Source organism: Actinoplanes subglobosus (assembly GCF_042650585.1).
Taxonomy (GTDB): domain Bacteria; phylum Actinomycetota; class Actinomycetes; order Mycobacteriales; family Micromonosporaceae; genus Actinoplanes; species Actinoplanes subglobosus.
On sequence record NZ_JBHSBL010000018.1, the window covers coordinates 451,143 to 470,551 of the forward strand.

Consider the following 19,409-nt stretch of genomic DNA (forward strand, 5'->3'; position numbering starts at 1 on the left):
ACGTGAAACATGCGAGGTGAAACATTTCCGCTTCGAGCTGCGAGGCAGCCGGCGGATCCACCAGACTCCGGGCCCGGTTCACATCGAGGCCTGCCGACCGTGGTTGGTGTCCGAGTTCGCACTGCTCAAGCCGGAGCTGGTCGTCATTCTCGGCGCGTCCGCGGGCAAGGCGCTGCTCGGTCCCGACTTCCGTGTGACCCGTTCGCGCGGGCGGTTGATGCCGTGGCCGGCCTCGGCCCAGCACCCGGAGGACTTCCCGGTCGCGGAGATCCGGGCACTGGCGACGATCCATCCGTCGGCGGTGCTGCGGGCCGACGATCGCGAGACGGCCTACCGGGGTCTCGTCGACGATCTGAGGGTGGCGGCTGCGGCGGTCGCCTGAGGTGCGGGCGGGCCGTCGGTGGGTACCCTTCTGCGGGTGCGGTTGACAGATTTCTGGGAGCGCCTGGAGCAGAGCTTCGGCGCCGCTTATGCCCATAGCATCGCGGCTGACCACTCCTTCACGGAGCTCGGCGGGCGAACCATCGAGGAATCAATTACTCAGGGTGTCGATACCGCTACTATCTGGCGCGCAGTCGTGGCGGCGTACCCCGATCGGGTGCCCTCGCGGCTGCGCTGAGCTGCTTTTAGTACGCCTGTTCTGGCGTGTCACTCGATCGTCGTACAGGTGTTCGGCTATTGTCCACAGCGGCTCGGTCATCCACAGCACACGACAGGGCGGAGGATTTTTGTCGTACCCCTCGCCTAACGTGTCGACCGTGGTGAACAAAAGCTCGTCGACGAAGAGCACGAAGTCGAATACAGGGGTGGCGGGAATGGCGGCAGGAACACCTGATCGGGAGAAAGCGCTCGAGCTAGCGCTGGCGCAGATCGACAAGCAGTTCGGCAAGGGTTCGGTGATGCGGCTCGGGGAGCGGCCGGTCCAGCAGATGGCCGTCATCCCCACCAGCTCCATCGCGCTCGATGTGGCGCTCGGCGTCGGCGGTCTGCCGCGTGGCCGGGTCATCGAGGTCTACGGTCCCGAGTCCAGCGGTAAGACGACGGTCGCCCTGCACGCGGTGGCCAACGCACAGAAGGCGGGCGGTCTCGCGGCGTTCATCGACGCCGAGCACGCCCTCGACCCGGAGTATGCGCGGGCCCTCGGCGTCGACACCGACGCCCTGCTGGTCTCGCAGCCGGACACCGGTGAGCAGGCGCTGGAGATCGCGGACATGCTGATCCGCTCCGGCGCCCTCGACATCATCGTCATCGACTCGGTGGCCGCCCTCGTGCCGCGTGCCGAGATCGAGGGTGAGATGGGTGACAGTCACGTCGGTCTGCAGGCCCGCCTGATGAGCCAGGCGCTGCGGAAGATCACCGGTATCCTCAACAACTCGGGCACCACCGCGATCTTCATCAACCAGCTGCGCGAGAAGATCGGCGTCATGTTCGGTTCGCCCGAGACGACGACCGGTGGCCGGGCTCTGAAGTTCTACGCGTCGGTTCGTCTCGACGTCCGGCGTATCGAGGCCCTGAAGGACGGCACCGACGTCGTCGGCAACCGGACCCGGGTCAAGGTCGTCAAGAACAAGGTGGCCGCGCCGTTCAAGCAGGCCGAGTTCGACATCATGTATGGCAAGGGCATCTCTCGCGAGGGCTCGCTCATCGACGTCGGCGTCGAGCAGAGCATCATCCGCAAGTCGGGTGCCTGGTACACCTACGACGGTGACCAGCTCGGTCAGGGCAAGGAGAAGGCTCGGGAGTTCCTCAAGGAGAACCCGGACGTCGCTGCCGAGATCGAGAAAAAGATCCTGGAGAAACTCGGTGTCGGCCAGGCCGGCGCCGGCGATGCCGCCGGTGGTCCCGAGCTGCCGCCGGTCGACTTCTGATCCGGTAAGTCACGATGGCCGGACGGCGTGGCGCACGGTCCGGGCGCGGATGGGACGCCATCCCGCCCAGGACCGGCGCTGGTACGACAGCAGGCGATGACGCGGACGAGTCGCGACGTTCCACGGGGCGTCGCGGCCGCCGCGGCTCGTGGCCGTCCAGGGCATCCGCCGACCTGGACGGCGCAGGCGGGGCCGACCTGGACGGGGCTGGTGGGACTGACCTGGACGGCGCAGGCGGGGCCGACCTGGACAGGGCTGGCGGAGCCAACCTGTACGGGGCTGGTGGGACTGACCCGGGTAGCGCTGGCACGGGCACACCGGCGTGGGCGCGGGGCCGCAGAGGCCGGGCGCGCGACGACGGTGCTCCCGCGCGTCAGGAGCCGCCACGCAGCGAGTCCGAAGTCGCCCGGGAGATCTGCCTGCGCCAGCTGGCGATTCGCCCACGGACCCGTGCCGAGCTGACCAAGGCGCTGCTGCGCAAGGAGATCTCCGAAGAGGTGATCGCCGAGGTCCTGGATCGCTACGACGAGGTCGGGATCATCGACGACGCGGCTTTCGCCCGGGCCTGGGTCTCCACCCGGCACCAAGGTCGTGGCCTGGCCCGACGGGCGCTCGCCAACGAGCTGCGGCAGCGCGGGGTCGACGCGGAGACCGCCGGAGAGGCCCTGGCGGCCGTCGACGACGAGGCGGAGGCCTCAGCGGCGCGGGATCTGGTCGACCGGAAGCTGCGTACGGCATCGGGCACACCCGACGCGATTTTCCGCCGGCTCGTCGCGATGCTGGCCCGGAAGGGCTACCCAGCCGGGGTGGCGATCCGGGCGGTCAAGGACGCACTGGCTGCTCGTGACGCCGAGGCCGCGGAGTTCGCGGACGCCCTCGACGCCGATGCCCTAGCCGACGCGGCCGAAGACCTTCAGACCTGAAACCGATACGGAACCTGAACCGATACGGAATCGGCCGTCAAGGGATGTCTGGTCAGGCCGGGAGCGGCGGGAAGAGGCCGGAAGGGGCCGGGAGCGGCGTGAAAAGGGGCCGGGAGCGGCGTGAAGAGGCCGGAGCGGCGTGAAGAGGCCCGAAAGGCCAGACGAAGACGGGGCCGGAGGAAAGGGCCGCGCGACACGGCCGTCCGGATGATCGAGCCGCCGGATGATCGAGCCCGCCGGATGTGTGTGCATGACGCTGCATGCGATAGGTGGTCACCCCATCGGGGCCGCGATCACACGGCTGTGTGGTCGATGACCGGTAGGCGTCTGCGGAACGGTCGGATGCACGACGCTGGCGCCGGCAGACCATGCGGGGCGCCCATGACCGCGGTGGAGCGACCAGGGCGTGACCGCAAGGCCGCTGTTGATGACCGAGCCGGGCCGTTGGGGCTGGTGGTCAGGGCGTTCGCCGATATAGTCCTGATGTGAGGATCGCTCCTCTGGTGACCGTTCAGCCCGATATCACGCGGTGGCTTCGTGGCCGTGGTGGTTGACACGTTCCGTCACTTCGAGCCGTTGTCACGCTCCGTGTCGCGCGCTTCGGCGTCGGTCCCGGTGGCGATAATGGTCACGGCACGAGGATGGAACTCGATCGCCGGGGCGTGATCGCGTGGTACGTCTGGAATTGTCCCGTGGGATCGTGAGCTGGGCGTAAGGAACTCTGTGCCGTACGTCCTATCCGCTGCCGAATCATGAGTCCTTGACCGAAGCGGTGCTCGCGACCTAGCCTCGCGTTACACAAGGTTTGTTCGACCATCGCATGCAACAGGCACAACATAGATCGCATTACATTACGGCATCACTTGGGCGGATTTCGCTCGATGGACGCCTCCGTCGGCCGCTGACCGCGCGGCAGACGGCGTGACATACCGGCGGTCAACCCCACAACTCCACACACTCCTGATTCGAGCGTCCGGTGGGCGGCTCGCTGGCGGGGCTTCGCGAAGCCGGCCGGGGGATCAGATGGGGTCTCGGGCGACGACGTTCGCTCGAGACATCGTCATATCCCACGGACGGTAACGGGGTTTCCGTCGAGTGAGGCGACCGCGGTGGCGAAGGGCTACGCAGGGGAACGCTCAACGGATGGGCACACAGTGATCATCCGCTACGGCCACAAGGCTGTGGGCGGCGTCCCGCAACCTGCGGAGCCCGGTGAAGCCGAGCCGTCCGAACGGCCCGGCCGATCCCGCCCATGCTTGATCCGGGCCGGTCGGCTCGGGTCGGCAACGCCTGATTCGAGCCGAAAGACGCTGGACCGCCCGGAGAAACCGACCGGCTGGCCGATGAGAGGGCCAGTGGCTGACCAGATCGGGGCAAGAGCCCGAAGGGCCCACCGGCACACAGCCGGCGGGCGCAAAGGCGAAAGCCGGCGGTCGCAAAGGCGGAAGCCGGGCGGGTCCGTAGGCGGAAGCCAGGCGGCCCACGGGCGGAAGCCGGGCGGGTCCGTAGGCGGAAGCCAGGCGGCCCACGGGCGGAAGCCGGGCGGGTCCGTAGGCGGAAGCCAGGCGATCCACGGGCGGAGGCCGGGCGGGTCCATAGGCGGAAGCCAGGCGATCCACGAGCGGAAGCCAGGCGGCGTGCAGGCGAAAGCGGCCAATGCCGGCGGACGTCGGCGAGCCAGGGCGGAAGCCAGCCGGATGCCGACGGACGAAGCCGAGGGCGGAGACCGCGGCGGACCGACGGTCAAGCCGTGGACCCGGGGACCCGGGAGGCGGACAGCCGAGCGGATTCCAGGCCGCAGAGGGAAGCCGCGCGCCGGAGGCCGTTCGGACGGAGACTGGAAGCTCGGGGTGGCCGACGGCGGAGCGCGGGATACCCGGGCTCGGTGCCGCTCGCGGTCAGCTGCCTTGGTCGGGCATCCCGCAGAGAGCCCGCGCGTGCGCACCGCGCCGGCGGCGAAGGGAGACGCGGCGAGATGACCCCCGTGGACTGGGTGCTCGTGGTTGCGATCATCGTGCTTGCCGCGTCGGTGATAGCCGGGCTCTTCCTCGGGGCGCGTGCGCTGCGCCAGTTGCACTCCGATCGGCAGGACGCCCAGGAGCGGCGGGAGCAGGCGGTCGGCGACGCGCAGGCCAAGGTCGAGGACGCCAAGGCCAAAGCCGCTTCGGTACGCGCGGAGACGGCGGCCGCCAAGGCCGAGGCGGGTGCCGCCCGGGCCGAGGCACGCCGGGTCCTGGAGACCGCCCACGGTGAGGCCGACACGATCCTGGAGCACGCCCACCGCCAGGCCGAGACCGATGCCGAGCAGCTGAGGGCCGCCGCCCGTCGTTCGGGGGAGCGAGAGATCGCTCTATTGAACGCGACGGTGAAGGAGCAGGCCGCCGAGGTGGAGCGCCGTGCCGCCCGGATCGACGAGCGGGAGCGCCTGCACGCCGAGGAGGTGGAGCGGCTGGTGGAGCGGGAGCGCCGGCTGGCCACCCTGGAGTCGGAGCTGTCGAAGCGGGAGTCGACGCTGACGACGCGGGAGTCGGAGCTGGCGAAGGCGGACGAGGTGAAGCGCCGCGAGCTGGAGCGGATCGCCGGCCTGACCGCGGAGACGGCCCGGGCGGAGCTGATCGAGGCGATCGAGGGGCAGGCGAAGCGGGAGGCCGCGATCCTGGTCCGGGACATCGAGACGGAGGCGAAGAACACCGCCGACACGCGGGCCCGGCACATCGTGGTCGACGCGATCCAGCGGATCGCCAGCGAGCAGACGGCGGAGAGCGTGGTCAGCGTCCTGCATCTGCCGAGCGACGAGATGAAGGGCCGGATCATCGGCCGTGAGGGCCGCAACATCCGGGCGTTCGAGTCGACCACCGGCGTGAACCTGATCATCGACGACACCCCGGAGGCGGTCCTTCTCTCCTGTTTCGATCCGGTACGCCGGGAGGTGGGCCGCCTGACGCTGGAGAAACTGGTGCTGGACGGCCGGATCCATCCGCACCGGATCGAGGAGGTCTTCGACAGTGCCAAGAACGAGGTGGAGCGCCTGTGCGACCGGGCGGCCGAGGAGGCGCTGGTCGACGTCGGGATCACGAACATCCACCCGGAGCTGGTGAAGCTGCTGGGCCGGCTGCGCTACCGGACGAGCTACGGGCAGAACGTGTTGAAGCACCTGGTGGAGACGGCCCACATCGCCGGGATCATGGCGGCCGAGCTGGGCCTGGACGTGCCGACGATGAAGCGGGCGGCGTTCCTGCACGACATCGGCAAGGCGCTGACCCACGAGGTGGAGGGCAGTCACGCTCTGATCGGCGCCGACATGGCCCGGAAGTACGGCGAGCACGAGGACGTCGTCCACGCCATCGAAGCGCACCACAACGAGGTCCCGCCGCAGACCATCGAGGCCGTGCTGACGCAGGCCGCCGACGCGTGTTCCGGGGGACGGCCGGGTGCCCGGCGGGAGAGCCTGGAGGCGTACGTCAAGAGGTTGGAACGTATCGAGGAGATCGCCGGCGGCAAGGCCGGTGTGGAGAAGGTCTTCGCGATGCAGGCCGGCCGGGAGATCCGGGTGATGGTGCGGCCGGACGACATCGACGACATCGGTGCCGCCGTGCTTGCCCGTGACGTGGCGAAGCAGATCGAGGAGGAGCTGACCTACCCGGGCCAGATCCGGGTCACCGTGGTCCGTGAGTCCCGGGTGACCGAACTGGCCCGGTGAGGCGTCAGACGTTCGCGCCGGTCTCGGCCGGAGCCGCGGTCGCCGTCACCACCGGCAGGGCCGCCGTCTTCCGGCCGCGGGCGAGCCGCTTCTGGACGTACTGGGCGAGCTTCGACAGCGAGTAGTTGACCAGGATGAAGAGCACCGCGATCACGAAGTAGACCTGGATCGGGTTGCTCAGCACGCCGATGATCTGCTTGCCGATGTTCAGGGTCTCCTCGTAGCTGATGATGAAGCCGAGCGAGGTGTCCTTGAGGACCACGACCAGCTGGCTGATCAGCGCCGGGAGCATGATCCGGAAGGACTGCGGCAGCAGGATCAGCGTGGTGGTCTGGAACGGGGAGAGCCCGATGGCGACCGCCGCCTCCCGCTGGCCGAACGGCAGGCCCTCCATGCCGGAGCGCAGGATCTCGGCGATGACCACACCGTTGTAGACGGTCAGGCCGATGACCAGGTACCACAGCGTCTCGAGGGTCACGCCGAACTCGGGCAGCCCGCGCGCGACGAAGAAGATCGTGATGACCACGGGCAGGCCGCGGAACACCTCGACGCAGACCCGGGTGAGCACGGCCAGGCCGGAGCCGAGGCCGCGCAGCAGGTAGGCGACCGGCGCGGACAACCCGGCGTACCGGCGGCCGGCCAGGCTCTTGAGCTGCAGGCGCAGGATGGCGAGCAGGGTGCCGATGATCAGTGAAGCGACGATGGCCAGGGCGGCCGCGATCAGCGTGTTCTCGATGCCGACCCAGATCCGTTCCCAGACCAGGACGAAGTTCTCGTTGGAGGGGTCGACCAGCGGCCCCCAGAGCTCCATCGAGAACTGCCCTTTCTCGTCCAGGGGCAGGTAGATCAGGTAGTACGCGCCGGCCACCACCAGGACGGTGGCCAGCAGGCTGAGGATCAGGGTGAGCCGCCGTTGACGCGGTCCGGGGACGTCGTAGAGGACGCTGCTCATCGGGCCGCCACCGCCTGCCGTCGCTCGATCCGGTCAAGGAGGGCCCCGAGGGGGACGGTCATGATCAGGTATCCGATCGAGATGCCGATGGCGACGGGGATGAAGGCGTAGCCCTCGGCCGAGGTGAGCTGGTCGGCGCTCTGCGAGAGGTCACCGACGACGCCGAAGAAGCCGATCAGCGCCGAGTTCTTGATCATCGCGATGATGACCGATCCGAGCGGGACGATCGAGGCCTTCCACGACTGCGGCAGCACCACGTACCGCAGATTCTGGGTGAAGGTCAGCCCCAGCGACCGGGCGGCCTCGGCCTGGCCCGGCGGGACCGCGTTGATGCCGGACCGCAGCGCCTCGCAGACGAAGGCGGCGGTGTAGAGGGTCAGCGCGATCAGGGCGAAGCGGAAGTACGGCAGGTCGGTGCCGAGACGGGTGAAGACCACGTCCAGCCCCGGGATGCGCAGGAAGTCGGCGTTGGAGCCGAGTGCCGGCAGCGCGAACGCGGCGAAGAACATCACCACGGTCAGCGGCATGTTGCGGAAGATCGTGACGTACGCGGTGCCGACCGCCCGCAGCGGCGGCACCGGTGAGATGCGGAGCACCGCCACGACGGCGCCCAGGATGAGGGCGCCGATCGCGGCGAGCACGCAGATCTGGAGGGTGAGCCAGAAACCGCCCGCGAAGACGTCGAACTTGTCTACCCAAACACTCACGGGCGGAAGCTCCCCGGGATCAGCTGATCAGTAACGGTTGACGGCCGGGGCGGTGCCCAGCTCGGCGCCGAACTTGCCGGCGGTGTCGTCCCAGGCCTTCTTCCAGCTGCCGTCGGCGTAGGCCTTCTCCAGCGTGTCGTTGATGAAGGTCCGGAAGTCCTTGTCGTCCAGCTTCACACCGATGCCGTACGGCTCCTTGGTGAAGTTGTCGCCGGCGAGCTTGTACTTGCCCTCGTTCTTGGCGATGTAGCCCAGGAGGATGACGTTGTCCGTGGTCACGGCGTTGACCTGGCCGCCGTCCAGGGCGCTGATGCACTTGTCGTAGGTGTCGAAGAGCACCAGCTGGGTGGCGACGTCCTTGACGTACGTCTTGATGGTCTCGGCCGGGGTCGAGCCGGTGACCGAGCAGACCTTCTTGTCGCCCGCCTTGAAGGCGTCCGGGCTGGTGATCGTCGCGTCGTCCGCCTTGACCAGGATGTTCTGGCCGGCCTCGTAGTACGGCCCGGCGAAGGCGATGCGCTCCTTGCGCTTGTCGTTGATCGTGTACGTCGCGACGATGAAGTCGACGTTGTTGTTCACGATCGCGTCCTCGCGGATCTTCGAGGTCGTCTCGACGAACTCGATCTTGTCCGTGGGGATGCCGAGCTCCTTGACGATGATCTTCGCGACCTCGACGTCGAAGCCCTCCGGCTTGCCGGACAGCCCCTTCAAGCCGAAGCCGGGCTGGTCGAACTTGGTGCCGACCTTGACCGCCTGGGCCTTGTTGAGCTTCTCCATGGTGCTGCCGGCGGCGAACGACTTGCTGGTGCCGGTGTCACCCGACTCCGTCTTGTCGCCGCCGCACGCGGTCAGGCCGAAAGTCAGAGCCGCGGCGGTGGCCACAACGGCTGCACGAGTGAAACGCATACTTCATCTCCTTTTCGATCAGAGCCGCCGTCGTGTGGCGGCCCTGAGGGCTGGCGCCGGTGAGGACGCTCAGTGCGTGAGGATCTTGGAAAGGAAGTCCTTGGCCCGGTCGCTGCGCGGGTTCGCGAAGAACTCGTCCGGCGCGGCCTGCTCGACGAGCTGGCCGTCGGCCATGAACACGACCCGGTCGGCCGCGTGCCGGGCGAAACCCATCTCGTGGGTGACGACCACCATGGTCATGCCGTCGCGGGCCAGTGAGGTCATCACGTCCAGCACCTCGCCGACCATCTCCGGGTCGAGCGCGCTGGTGGGCTCGTCGAAGAGCAGCGCCTTGGGCTGCATGGCGAGCGCCCGTGCGATCGCGACGCGCTGCTGCTGGCCGCCGGAGAGCTGAGCAGGGTACTTGTCCGCCTGGTTGGCGATCCCCACCCGCTCCAGCAGGCCCATGGCACGGTCACGGACCACCGCGGGCTTCTCCTTGCGCACCTTGACCGGGCCCAGCATCACGTTCTGCAGGATGGTCTTGTGCGCGAAGAGGTTGAAGGACTGGAACACCATGCCGACTTCGCTGCGCAGCCGCGCGAGAGCACGGCCCTCGGCCGGAAGTGGCTGCCCGTCGAAGGTGATCGTGCCGGAGTCGATCGGCTCCAGCCGGTTGATGGCACGGCACAGCGTGGACTTACCGGACCCGGACGGTCCGATGACGACCACGACCTCGCCGCGCGCGACAGACAGGTCGACGTCCTGTAGCACGTGCAAGGGGCCGAACCACTTGTTGACGTTCTCAAGGACGATGAGAGCCTCGCCTGTCACCCCTGGTCCATCCGCTCGTTCTCGGTTCACTCGAATGGACACACCCTATGGGCCCGTCCGTATCGGAATGTGTCGAGAATGGTCACGGAGCGGTAACACAGCCAATGCGCTGAGAGAGGGGTCAGGACCATGGACTTTATGGCGGACGGCCCGTGGAACTGGTGCATAGCGGCCCGGATCGATCCGGACCGCGTGACCGGCGCGCTGGCCGGCGTACTGGAACGCCCGGTGCACGGCATGGTCGCCGGCGCGGACCTGCTCTGCGACGTCTATCACGTCGGAGGCGACTTCCCGACCATGGTCGACATCTACGTGACGCCCGCCGGCGTCGTGGAGGAGACCATCGCGAGCGCCGTCGCGGTCCGGCTCCGTGCCGCGGTCCTTCTCCCCGACGACACCCTCAACCCTTCGCGGTACGTGCTGGCCGAACCCGATGGCACCCTGAGGCCGGTGCACGTCGACGAACGGGAGACCGACGACGGCACCGAACGGCGGCACGTGCGCCCCTGCACCGGCCACGACCCGGCGTGCGCCGCCTCGGCCGGTTGTGACCGATCGCGGTGGAAACCGGACCCGACGCCGGAGCGGCCCGCCGCGGCGTGAGGGGTAGCCTGGTCAATTGCCATGACTACCGAGATGCAGGGCGCCCCGCGCACCTATGATGTGCGCACCTACGGCTGCCAGATGAACGTGCACGACAGCGAGCGGATCTCCGGCCTGATGGAGGACGCCGGCTACGTGCGCGCCCCCGAGGCCGACGCGGCTGACGTGGTCGTCTTCAACACCTGTGCGGTCCGGGAGAACGCCGACAACCGCCTCTACGGCAACCTCGGTCACCTGCGTCCCACCAAGCTCAAGAACCCCGGCATGCAGATCGCCGTCGGGGGCTGCCTCGCCCAGAAGGACAAGGGCGACATCGTCAAGAAGGCGCCCTGGGTCGACGTCGTCTTCGGCACCCACAACATCGGCTCCCTGCCGGCGATGCTGGAGCGCGCCCGCCACAACGAGGAGGCGCAGGTCGAGATCCTCGAGTCGCTCGAGGTCTTCCCCTCCACGCTGCCGACGAAGCGCGAGTCGACGTACGCGGGGTGGGTCTCCATCTCGGTCGGCTGCAACAACACCTGCACGTTCTGCATCGTCCCGAGCCTGCGCGGCAAGGAGAAGGACCGCCGCCCCGGCGACATCCTGGCCGAGGTGCGGGCCCTGGTCGCCGAGGGCGTCCTCGAGGTGACCCTGCTGGGCCAGAACGTGAATTCGTACGGTGTGGAGTTCGGTGACCGTCTCGCGTTCGGCAAGCTGCTGCGCGCCTGCGGTGAGGTGGAGGGCCTGGAGCGGGTCCGGTTCACCAGCCCGCACCCGAAGGACTTCACCGACGACGTGATCGCCGCGATGGCCGAGACGCCCAACGTGTGCCACTCGCTGCACATGCCGCTGCAGTCCGGGTCCGACACCGTGCTCAAGGCCATGCGCCGCAGCTACCGCCAGGAGAAATACCTGGGCATCATCGAGAAGGTCCGGGCCGCCATGCCGGACGCCGCGATCACCACCGACATCATCGTCGGCTTCCCCGGTGAGACCGAGGAGGACTTCGAGCAGACCCTTGAGGTGGTCCGCCGGGCCCGGTTCTCCAGCGCCTTCACCTTCCAGTATTCGAAGCGGCCCGGCACGCCCGCCGCGACGATGGAGGAGCAGGTTCCGAAAGCGGTCGTCCAGGAGCGTTACAACCGGCTGATCGCCACCCTGGAGGACATCACCTGGTCGGAGAACAAGAAGCTCGTCGGCGAGAAGGTCGAGGTCCTGGTCGCGGTCGGCGAGGGCCGCAAGGACGAGCGGACCGGCCGGATGAGCGGGCGCGCCCGCGACGGCCGCCTGGTGCACTTCGCCACCGGCGACCTGACCGGCGACCGGGCTCCCCGCCCCGGCGACATCGTCGAGACGGTGATCACCTACGCCGCCCCGCACCACCTCAACGCCGACGGCGACCCGCTGAGCCACCGCCGGACCCGGGCGGGCGACGCCTTCGAGGCCGGCCGCACCCCGAAACTCAAGGGCGTGTCACTCGGCCTGCCCACCCTCGGCGTCCCGGCCCCGCTGCCCCCAGCCGCCGACGGTTGCGCCGTCTAGAGAGTACCCATGGTCAGGGCCCACCCCCGGCTCCCTCTGATCAGAGCCGGCCGAGCCCGGCCGCGGCGGCCCTGATCTGATCGAGCAGTGCCGCCGTCGCCGGTGGGTCGGGTGGTTCGCCGAGGACCGCGACGGACACCCGGCGACCGGGCCCGGGCAGACGTACCACCCGGACCCGGGGATCGCGATGGGCGGCCAGCGCCAGCGCGGGCAGGGTGGTGGCACCCATCCCGGCGGCCACCAGCGCCTGCACCGCCACGTAGTCGTCGGTGGTGAACCGGATGTCCGGTGTGAAGCCGTCAACCCCGCACGCGGTCACCAGACGGCTCCGGCATCGCTCGCAGCCGCCGATCCACGGGCGGTCCCGGTGATCGGCCAGCCCGTCGCCGGGCCAGTCCACCGGTACGACCAGATAGGACGGCTCCTCCAGCAGCGTCTCGTGCCGGAGCCCGTCCAGGTCCGGTGAGGACTCCCCGGGGTGGGTGAAGAGCAGGGCGACATCGGCCTCGCCGCCACGCAGCAGCCGGACCGCGGCGGGCGGCTCGGCTTCACTGAACCGCAGGTCGACGCCGGGATGAGCGGTGGTGAATCCGGCCGCCGCGACCGGGACGAACGTGCCCAGCGCGGACGGGAACGCGGCCAGCCTGACCCGCCCGGCCCGGAGCCCGGTCAACTCGGCGAGCTCGGCCTCGGCGGACGCGAGCCGCCCCAGGATCTCCTCGGCGCGTTCGGCGAGCAGCCGGCCGGCCTCGGTGAGCCGCACACCCCGGCCCACCCGCTGGAGCAGCCGGCTGCCGGTCTCGGCCTCCAGCCGGGCCAGGTGATGACTGACCGACGGCTGCGCGTAGTGCAGCGCACGGGCGGCCGCCGTGACCGACCCGTGGCGGGCGACGGCGGCCAGCACGGTGAGCCGGGTGACGTCGAGCATCCGGCCAACGTATCAATCCAGTCTATGGGTCACCGAGAACACTGACATTGGACCTATGTCTCCGCAGAGCCGACGATCGAGGACATGGAACCCGGCCTCGACGACATCCGCGCCGCCCGTGACCTGATCAGCCGCCACCTGCCGCCCACCCCGATGTGGTCCTATCCGCTGCTGGACCGGGCCGCCGGCGCAGCGGTACTGGTCAAGCACGAGAACGCCCAGCCGGTCGGCGCGTTCAAGGTGCGCGGCGGGCTGACCCTGCTGGCCGGGATGACCGGCGCCGAGCGGAAGGCCGGCACGGTCACCTGGTCGACCGGCAATCATGCGCAGTCGCTGGCGTACGCGAGCCATGTCTTCGACGCCGGCTGCACGGTGTTCATGCCGGCCGGCACGCCGGAAGGCAAGGCGGCGGCGGTCGAGGGCTGGGGCGCCCGGGCGATCCGGCGCGGCGACAGCCTGGAGGCCGCCGAGCAGCACGCCCGCGAGCACGCCGAACGGACCGGTGCCCGCCTGATCAGCCCCGGCGACACACCGGAACTGCTGGCCGGCGTCGGTACCGTCTACCTGGAGATCGTGGAGGCCCGGCCGGACGTGGACGTGATCGTCGTGCCGGTGGGCAGCGGTACCGGAGCGGCCGCGGCTTGTCTGGTGGCCGGCCGCCCGGTGATCGGCGTCCAGTCCTCGGCATCGCGCGCCGCCCACGACTCGTGGCGGGCCGGTGAACTCGTGACCCGTCCCAACCGCACCACCGTCGCCGGGCTGGCCACCGGCCGTGGCTTCGAGCTGCCACAACGGATCATGCGGGACCGGCTGGCCGACTTCCTGCTGGTCGACGACGATCGGATCACCGAGGCGAGGCGGCTGCTGGCCACGGCCGCGCACACCCTGGCCGAGGGCGCCGGAGCGGCCGCTCTGGCCGGGGTGCTGAGCCGCCCGGACCTGTTCCACGGCAAGAGGGTCGCCGTCGTCTGCACCGGCGGAAATGCCGACGCGGACGAACTGGCGACCCTCAGGCGCGGTTGATCAGGGAGCCGATGAACCTCAGTTGGCCTGCTCGGCCAGCGCGAGGAACTGCTTCTTCGAGGCGAGCGCCTGCTCGGCCTCCTTGATGCGCCGGTTGTCGCCGGCCGCCTTGGCCCGCTCGAGCCGCTGCTCGGCCTCGGCGACCTGGTCGCGCATCTGGCGCAGCAGCGGGTTGTCCTGCGGGCTGGTCTTGCGCCACGCCGAGTCCATCGCGACCCGGATGCGCTCCTCGGCGGCCCGCCAGCGGCGGTCGAGCGAGGCGGACGCCTCCCTCGGCACCCGGCCGGCGTCGTGCCACGCGGCCTGGGCGTCGCGCAGCTTGTTCTGCGCGCCGCGGGCGTCCGCGTCGACGTCGACGGCCTCCAACTCGGCCAGGATGGCCTGCTTCTTCTCCAGGTTGCCCTGGTACTCCGCGTCACGGGCGGAGAAGACCTCGCTGCGCTTGGTGAAGAACGCGTCCTGCGCGGCCCGGAACCGCTCCCAGAGGCGCTGCTCGGCCTCCTTGGCGGCGCGGGGTGCGGCCTTCCACTCGGTCATCAGCTCCTTGAGCCGGTTGGCCGTGCTCGACCACTCGGTCGACTCGGCCAGGCCCTCGGCCTCCTTGACCAGGTCCTCCTTGGCGGTCTGCGCCTGCTTGCGCTGACCGTCGAGGGTGGCGAAGTGGGCACCGCGGCGACGGGTGAAACCGTCCCGGGCGGCGGCGAACCGCTTCCACAGCTCACCGTCGGTCTTCTTGTCGACGCCGCGGATCGTCTTCCACTCGTCGAGGATCTCCTTGAGGCGGTCGCCGGCGGTCTTCCAGCCGGTGGCGTCGGCGGCGATCTTCTCCGCCTCCTCGACCAGGGCCGTCTTGCGGGCCAGCGCCTCGGTCCGGGCCACCTCGCGGGCCGCCCTCGCCTCGCCGGCCTTCTCGTCGGCGAGCGTGGCCAGCCGCTCCAGGCGGGCGGTGAGGCCGTCGATGTCACCGACGACGTGCGCCTCGTCCAGCTGGGCCCGGAGCCGCTTCACACTGCTGAGTGAGTGGGCCGCGTCGGCCGCGCCCGACTTGAGGCGAGCCTCGACGAGCTCGACCTCGGTCACCAGGTCGGCGAATCGCCGGGCGAAGTGGGCCAGCCCCTCTTCAGGGGTGCCCGCCTGCCAGGAGCCGACCACCCGGTCGCCCTCAGCGGTCTTCACGTACACGGTGCCGTCGGCATCCACGCGCCCGAAGGCCGTCCAGTCGTTCATGAGCTCATCCTCGTTCTCCCGGCGCCACCGGCCCGCATCGGGGTCGGGGCCACCGCCACAGCGCAGCCTGAATGCCGACTTCTCATCGGCATTCTTTCTCGCGCATTGTCACAGGTCCAACCCGGTTAGGGGAAAGCTCCCGCTGACGACCGTGACACAACGGTGTCCTACGGTTGGTTCGTGCCGTTCCGGACAGGTCAACGAGTGGTCACCGTCGTCGGTCCCACGGCGGCCGGGAAGTCCGCCTTGAGCATCGCGCTCGCCCACGAGCTGGGCGGTGAGGTGGTCAACGCCGACTCCATGCAGCTCTACCGGGGGATGGACATCGGCACGGCCAAGCTCACCCCGGCCGAGCGTGAGGGCGTTCCGCATCATCTGCTCGACATCTGGGACGTGACCGAGCCCGCCGCCGTGGCGGAGTATCAGCGTCTCGCGCGCGCGGCTATCGACGGCATCCTCGAGCGGGGCCGGGTGCCGCTGCTGGTCGGCGGCTCGGGGCTCTACGTGCGGGCGGTCCTGGAGGACTTCGAGTTCCCCGGCACCGACCCGGCGATCCGGGCCCGGCTGGAGGACGAGCTGGCCGTGGTCGGCTCGGGCGCGCTGCACCTGCGGCTCGGCGAGCGCGACCCGGAGGCGGCGGCGAAGATCCTGCCGAGCAACGGCCGACGGATCGTGCGGGCGCTGGAGGTGATCGAGCTGACCGGGCGGCCGTTCACCGCGTCGCTGCCGGACCCGCGGCCGGTCTACGAGTCGGTGCAGATCGGCGTCGACCGCGACACCGCGGAGCTGGACGAGCGGATCGCGCTGCGGGTCGACCTGATGTGGGCGGCCGGGCTGATCGACGAGGTCCGCGGGCTCGACGGCATCCGTGACGGGCGGACGGCGTCGCGGGCCCTCGGCTATCAGCAGGCCCTCGCCCAGATCGACGGCACGATGACCGAGGAGCAGGCCAGGGCGGACACGGTGCAGGGCACCCGGCGGTTCGTGCGCCGTCAGCGGTCCTGGTTCCGGCGCGACGCCTCGGTCGTCTGGCTCGACGGCGCGGCCCCGGAGCTGTTGGCGGAGGCACTGCACCGTGCGCGATGATGGGCCGCGTGCGTTTCACCAAGGGTCATGGAACAGGTAACGACTTCGTCCTCCTGCCGGACGCCGACGGCGAGCTGGAGCTGACGCCCGAGCTGGTCGCGGCGCTCTGCGACCGCCGCCGGGGGCTCGGCGGCGACGGCGTGATCCGGGTGGTGCGCAGCGCCAAACACCCCGAGGCCGCCGGATACGCCGGCGAGGCCGAGTGGTTCATGGATTACCACAACAGCGACGGCTCGATCGCCGAGATGTGCGGCAACGGCCTGCGCGTCTTCGTCCGCTTCCTGCTGGCGAAGGGCCTGGCCACACCCGGCCCTTCGGGCCTTCCGGTGGCGACCAGGGCGGGGGTGCTGCTCACCGTCGTCGGTGACGGCACGATCAGCGCGAGGATGACAACCCCGAGGGTGTACGCGGGGAGCACCGCCACTCTCGGACATCTGACCGTCCCCGGGCTGGCGGTGGACTGCGGGAACCCGCATCTGGTCTGCGGCCTGCACGACGGGGTCGAGCTGTCCGCCCTCGACCTGACCAGGGCACCGCTGCACGATCCGCGGGTGTTCCCGGCCGGGGTCAACGTCGAGTTCGTCGAGCCGGCCGAGCCGATCGACGGTGTGGACCGGCATGTCCGCATGCGGGTGCACGAGCGCGGGTCCGGCGAGACCCAGTCGTGCGGCACCGGTGCACTGGCGGTCGGCGCGGTGGCGCTGCGCGAGGCGGGCCTGGCGACCGGCTCGGTGGCGGTCGACGTGCTCGGCGGGCGTGTCGTGGTCACCTGTGACGCGGACGGGGCGTGGTGGCTGGAGGGCCCGGCGGTGCTGGTCGCCGACGGTGACGTCGACCCGGGGGCCGTGCTCTGATGCTGGCCCGAGTCGCGCACCGGGGCTATTCCACGGTCGCCCCCGAGAACACGCTGCCCGCTTTCGCCGCCGCCGTCCGGGCCGGGGCCACGGTCGTCGAGTTCGACGTCCGGGTCACCCGTGACGGGGTGCCCGTGGTGATCCACGACCGGACGGTGGACCGCACCACCGACGGCCACGGCCGGGTCTGGGACTTGACGTATGACGAGGTCGCCGCCCTGGACGCGGGATCCTGGTTCGGCGCCGGGTTCAGCGGGCTGCGGGTGCCGTCGCTGGCCGAGACCCTCGACCTGCTGGCGCCCGCCGCGGTCGACCTCCTCGTCGAGATCAAGCCGCCGGCCACCCTCGACGAGGTGAAGTCGGTCATCGCCCTGCTCGCCGAGCGTGACCTGCTGGGGCGGGCGGTGCTGCAGAGCTTCGACGCCGACGTGGTGCGCAAGGTCCGCGACGTGGCCCCCGAGGTGCGTCGTGGCCTGCTGTTGTTCCGGTTCGACGCGGAGACCGTCGAGCTGTCCCGGGAGCTGGGCGTGTCCTACTGCAACCCGTCGGTCGACGACGTCCTGACCGGTCCGGAGACGATGGCCGCGCTGGCCGCCGCCGGTATCGGCGTGATGCCGTGGACGCCCAACGACATCGCCCAGTGGCGGCCCCTGGTCGAGGCGGGCGCCGCCGGCCTGATCACCGACCTGGTCGGCGAGCTGACCGGCTGGGCCGGCGCCTGACCCGGGGCGACACGGCGGTGCCCGGCCCAGGATACGGGTGCGGCGCGCCGGAGATCCGCTCGATCCCGGCGCGCGACAGCCGTACCGCCTAGAAGGTCGTGTCCGGAGCCTTGTCGAGCTCGCTCTCCGGAACCGCCGCCGGGTTGACCGGAGCCGGACCGCCCTTGACGACCGCCCGGATCGCCGCCGCCACCGCCGGGGTCACCCGCGCGTCGAAGACGCTCGGGATGATCACGGTCGGGTTGAGCTTGTCCTCACCGACCACGTCGGCGATGGCCCGGGCCGCGGCCAGCGCCATCTCCTCGGTGAACTCCTCGGCGCTGACGTCCAGCATGCCGCGGAAGACGCCGGGGAACGCCAGCACGTTGTTGATCTGGTTGGGCTGGTCGGAGCGGCCGGTCGCGACCACCGCGGCGTGCTTGCGGGCCTCCCGCGGGTCGACCTCCGGGTCCGGGTTGGCCATCGCGAACACGATCGCCTTGCCGGCCATCCTGGCGATGTCGTCGCCGGTCAGCAGGTTGGGAGCGGACACGCCGATGAAGACGTCGGCGCCGACGATCGCACCGGGCAGGTCGCCGGCGTAGTTGTCCTTGTTGGTGTTGTCCGCCAGCCACTGCATCGACTCGTTCAGGTCCGGCATGCCGCGGTGCAGCGCGCCCTTCCGGTCGTAGGCGATGATGTCGCCCACCCCCTGGCGCATGAGCAGTTTCATGATCGCGGTGCCGGCCGCGCCCGCGCCGGAGACGACGACCTTGACGTCCTCCATCCGCTTGCCGACCACCCGCAGCGCGTTGGTGAGCGCCGCCAGCACGCAGATCGCGGTGCCGTGCTGGTCGTCGTGGAAGACCGGGATGTCCAGCAGTTCCCGCAGCCGCGCCTCGATCTCGAAGCACCGCGGGGCCGCGATGTCCTCCAGGTTGATGCCGCCGTAGGCCGGTGCGATCGCCTTCACGATCGCCACGATCTCGTCGGTGTCCTGTGTGTCGAGCACCACAGGCCACGCGTCGACGCCGCCGAACCGCTTGAACAGTGCGGCCTTGCCCTCCATCACCGGCATCGCGGCGGCCGGCCCGATGTTGCCGAGGCCGAGGACTGCCGAGCCGTCGCTGACCACGGCGACCGTGTTGCGCTTGATGGTGAGCCGGCGGGCGTCCGCCGGGTTCTCGGCGATGGCCATGCAGACCCGGGCGACTCCCGGGGTGTACGCCCGGGACAGCTCGTCCCGGTTACGGAGCGCAACCTTCGACGACACCTCGATCTTGCCGCCGAGGTGCAGCAGGAACGTCCGGTCGGAGACCTTGCGGACGTCCACCCCGTCCTGTTCCTCGAGCTGCTTGACGACCTGGTCGGCGTGCGCGGCGTCGGCGGTGTCACAGGTGAGGTCGACCAGCACGCGAGTGGGGTCGGAGTCCACCACGTCCAGCGCCGTCACGATCGCCCCGGCCTCACCGACACAGGTGGTGAGCCGGCCGATGGACGAGGCGTCCGCGGTAACGGCGATACGGATCGTGATCGAGAATCCTGCGCTCGGCAGGCGGGTGGTCACCACGGTGTTCCCTCCGACGTTGGTGGGGTG

The 19,409-nt window shown here is 70.0% G+C and carries 17 protein-coding genes and 1 pseudogene; 11 read left to right on the top strand and 7 right to left on the bottom strand.

The features are described from left to right. Positions 1–7 precede the first annotated feature (7 nt). The 5 genes and pseudogenes from ACFO0C_RS23945 to rny form a co-directional block, all read left to right on the top strand. Positions 8–382: pseudogene (locus ACFO0C_RS23945) on the top strand (uracil-DNA glycosylase family protein); the annotation flags it as partial. A gap of 36 nt (positions 383–418) precedes the next feature. Further along, on the top strand, positions 419–619 hold the full coding sequence (locus ACFO0C_RS23950; protein WP_378068887.1) for a DUF3046 domain-containing protein: 201 nt from the start codon (positions 419–421) through the stop codon (positions 617–619). A 196-nt stretch (positions 620–815) separates the two neighbouring features. Beyond that, positions 816–1,868 (top strand): recombinase RecA, encoded by a 1,053-nt coding sequence (gene recA / locus ACFO0C_RS23955; RefSeq protein ID WP_317797347.1) that lies wholly within the window; start codon positions 816–818, stop codon positions 1,866–1,868. Positions 1,869–2,137: 269 nt separating this feature from the next. Continuing rightward, entirely contained in the window at positions 2,138–2,791 is a 654-nt protein-coding gene (locus ACFO0C_RS23960) for a regulatory protein RecX (protein WP_378069139.1), read from the top strand. 1,975 nt (positions 2,792–4,766) lie between these two features. Next, a complete protein-coding gene (gene rny / locus ACFO0C_RS23965; protein WP_378068888.1) occupies positions 4,767–6,491 on the top strand; it encodes a ribonuclease Y in 1,725 nt (574 codons plus the stop codon). A gap of 4 nt (positions 6,492–6,495) precedes the next feature. Here the strand turns inward: rny and ACFO0C_RS23970 are convergent, their stop codons facing one another. From ACFO0C_RS23970 to ACFO0C_RS23985, 4 genes are all read right to left on the bottom strand, one after another. Further along, positions 6,496–7,443 (bottom strand): amino acid ABC transporter permease, encoded by a 948-nt coding sequence (locus ACFO0C_RS23970; protein WP_378068889.1) that lies wholly within the window; start codon positions 7,441–7,443, stop codon positions 6,496–6,498. Next, entirely contained in the window at positions 7,440–8,150 is a 711-nt protein-coding gene (locus ACFO0C_RS23975) for an amino acid ABC transporter permease (protein WP_360324418.1), read from the bottom strand. The genes ACFO0C_RS23970 and ACFO0C_RS23975 overlap by 4 nt, the downstream gene beginning before the upstream one ends. Positions 8,151–8,177: 27 nt before the next feature. After that, on the bottom strand, positions 8,178–9,056 hold the full coding sequence (locus ACFO0C_RS23980; protein ID WP_378068890.1) for a glutamate ABC transporter substrate-binding protein: 879 nt from the start codon (positions 9,054–9,056) through the stop codon (positions 8,178–8,180). Positions 9,057–9,125: 69 nt separating this feature from the next. After that, positions 9,126–9,869 carry an amino acid ABC transporter ATP-binding protein gene (locus ACFO0C_RS23985; protein WP_378068891.1) on the bottom strand — a complete coding sequence of 248 codons (744 nt, stop codon included), beginning with the start codon at positions 9,867–9,869 and terminating at the stop codon, positions 9,126–9,128. Positions 9,870–10,007: 138 nt separating this feature from the next. On the opposite strand from ACFO0C_RS23985, the gene ACFO0C_RS23990 reads away from it, so the two are divergent. Continuing rightward, positions 10,008–10,472, top strand: a complete 465-nt coding sequence (locus ACFO0C_RS23990) for a hypothetical protein (RefSeq protein WP_378068892.1) — start codon at positions 10,008–10,010, stop codon at positions 10,470–10,472. 21 nt (positions 10,473–10,493) lie between these two features. Then, entirely contained in the window at positions 10,494–11,993 is a 1,500-nt protein-coding gene (gene miaB, locus ACFO0C_RS23995; RefSeq protein WP_378068893.1) for a tRNA (N6-isopentenyl adenosine(37)-C2)-methylthiotransferase MiaB, read from the top strand. Positions 11,994–12,033: 40 nt separating this feature from the next. Here the strand turns inward: miaB and ACFO0C_RS24000 are convergent, their stop codons facing one another. Further along, positions 12,034–12,921: a LysR family transcriptional regulator gene (locus ACFO0C_RS24000; protein WP_378068894.1), complete on the bottom strand. Its 888-nt coding sequence runs from the start codon at positions 12,919–12,921 to the stop codon at positions 12,034–12,036. A gap of 84 nt (positions 12,922–13,005) precedes the next feature. On the opposite strand from ACFO0C_RS24000, the gene ACFO0C_RS24005 reads away from it, so the two are divergent. After that, a complete protein-coding gene (locus tag ACFO0C_RS24005; protein ID WP_378068895.1) occupies positions 13,006–13,944 on the top strand; it encodes a threonine ammonia-lyase in 939 nt (312 codons plus the stop codon). Positions 13,945–13,962: 18 nt separating this feature from the next. Here the strand turns inward: ACFO0C_RS24005 and ACFO0C_RS24010 are convergent, their stop codons facing one another. Beyond that, positions 13,963–15,171 (bottom strand): DUF349 domain-containing protein, encoded by a 1,209-nt coding sequence (locus tag ACFO0C_RS24010; RefSeq protein ID WP_378068896.1) that lies wholly within the window; start codon positions 15,169–15,171, stop codon positions 13,963–13,965. 180 nt (positions 15,172–15,351) lie between these two features. Between ACFO0C_RS24010 and miaA the strand changes: the two genes are divergently transcribed. Genes miaA through ACFO0C_RS24025 form a run of 3 tightly spaced genes read left to right on the top strand, consistent with a single transcriptional unit; the run spans position 15,352 to position 17,833 of the window. Continuing rightward, the gene (miaA, locus tag ACFO0C_RS24015) at positions 15,352–16,257 is read left to right on the top strand and encodes a tRNA (adenosine(37)-N6)-dimethylallyltransferase MiaA (protein WP_378068897.1); all 906 of its coding nucleotides are present in this window, start codon (positions 15,352–15,354) and stop codon (positions 16,255–16,257) included. Between the two features lie 8 nt (positions 16,258–16,265). Further along, the gene (dapF, locus tag ACFO0C_RS24020; RefSeq protein WP_378068898.1) at positions 16,266–17,111 is read left to right on the top strand and encodes a diaminopimelate epimerase; all 846 of its coding nucleotides are present in this window, start codon (positions 16,266–16,268) and stop codon (positions 17,109–17,111) included. Beyond that, a complete protein-coding gene (locus ACFO0C_RS24025) occupies positions 17,111–17,833 on the top strand; it encodes a glycerophosphodiester phosphodiesterase (protein WP_378068899.1) in 723 nt (240 codons plus the stop codon). The genes dapF and ACFO0C_RS24025 overlap by 1 nt, the downstream gene beginning before the upstream one ends. Positions 17,834–17,921: 88 nt before the next feature. On the opposite strand, the gene ACFO0C_RS24030 is transcribed toward ACFO0C_RS24025, so the two are convergent. Further along, on the bottom strand, positions 17,922–19,382 hold the full coding sequence (locus ACFO0C_RS24030; protein WP_378068900.1) for an NAD-dependent malic enzyme: 1,461 nt from the start codon (positions 19,380–19,382) through the stop codon (positions 17,922–17,924). Between the last annotated feature and the right edge of the window lie 27 nt (positions 19,383–19,409).

Bases quoted from the DNA above. Each gene is read 5' to 3' on its own strand.
- recA (WP_317797347.1), top strand. From the start codon at position 816: ATGGCGGCAGGAACACCTGATCGGGAGAAAGCGCTCGAGCTAGCGCTG.
- rny (WP_378068888.1), top strand. From the start codon at position 4,767: ATGACCCCCGTGGACTGGGTGCTCGTGGTTGCGATCATCGTGCTTGCC.
- ACFO0C_RS23970 (WP_378068889.1), bottom strand. From the start codon at position 7,443: ATGAGCAGCGTCCTCTACGACGTCCCCGGACCGCGTCAACGGCGGCTC.
- ACFO0C_RS23980 (WP_378068890.1), bottom strand. From the start codon at position 9,056: ATGCGTTTCACTCGTGCAGCCGTTGTGGCCACCGCCGCGGCTCTGACT.
- ACFO0C_RS23990 (WP_378068892.1), top strand. From the start codon at position 10,008: ATGGCGGACGGCCCGTGGAACTGGTGCATAGCGGCCCGGATCGATCCG.
- miaB (WP_378068893.1), top strand. From the start codon at position 10,494: ATGACTACCGAGATGCAGGGCGCCCCGCGCACCTATGATGTGCGCACC.
- ACFO0C_RS24000 (WP_378068894.1), bottom strand. From the start codon at position 12,921: ATGCTCGACGTCACCCGGCTCACCGTGCTGGCCGCCGTCGCCCGCCAC.
- ACFO0C_RS24005 (WP_378068895.1), top strand. From the start codon at position 13,006: ATGGAACCCGGCCTCGACGACATCCGCGCCGCCCGTGACCTGATCAGC.
- ACFO0C_RS24010 (WP_378068896.1), bottom strand. From the start codon at position 15,171: ATGAACGACTGGACGGCCTTCGGGCGCGTGGATGCCGACGGCACCGTG.
- ACFO0C_RS24025 (WP_378068899.1), top strand. From the start codon at position 17,111: ATGCTGGCCCGAGTCGCGCACCGGGGCTATTCCACGGTCGCCCCCGAG.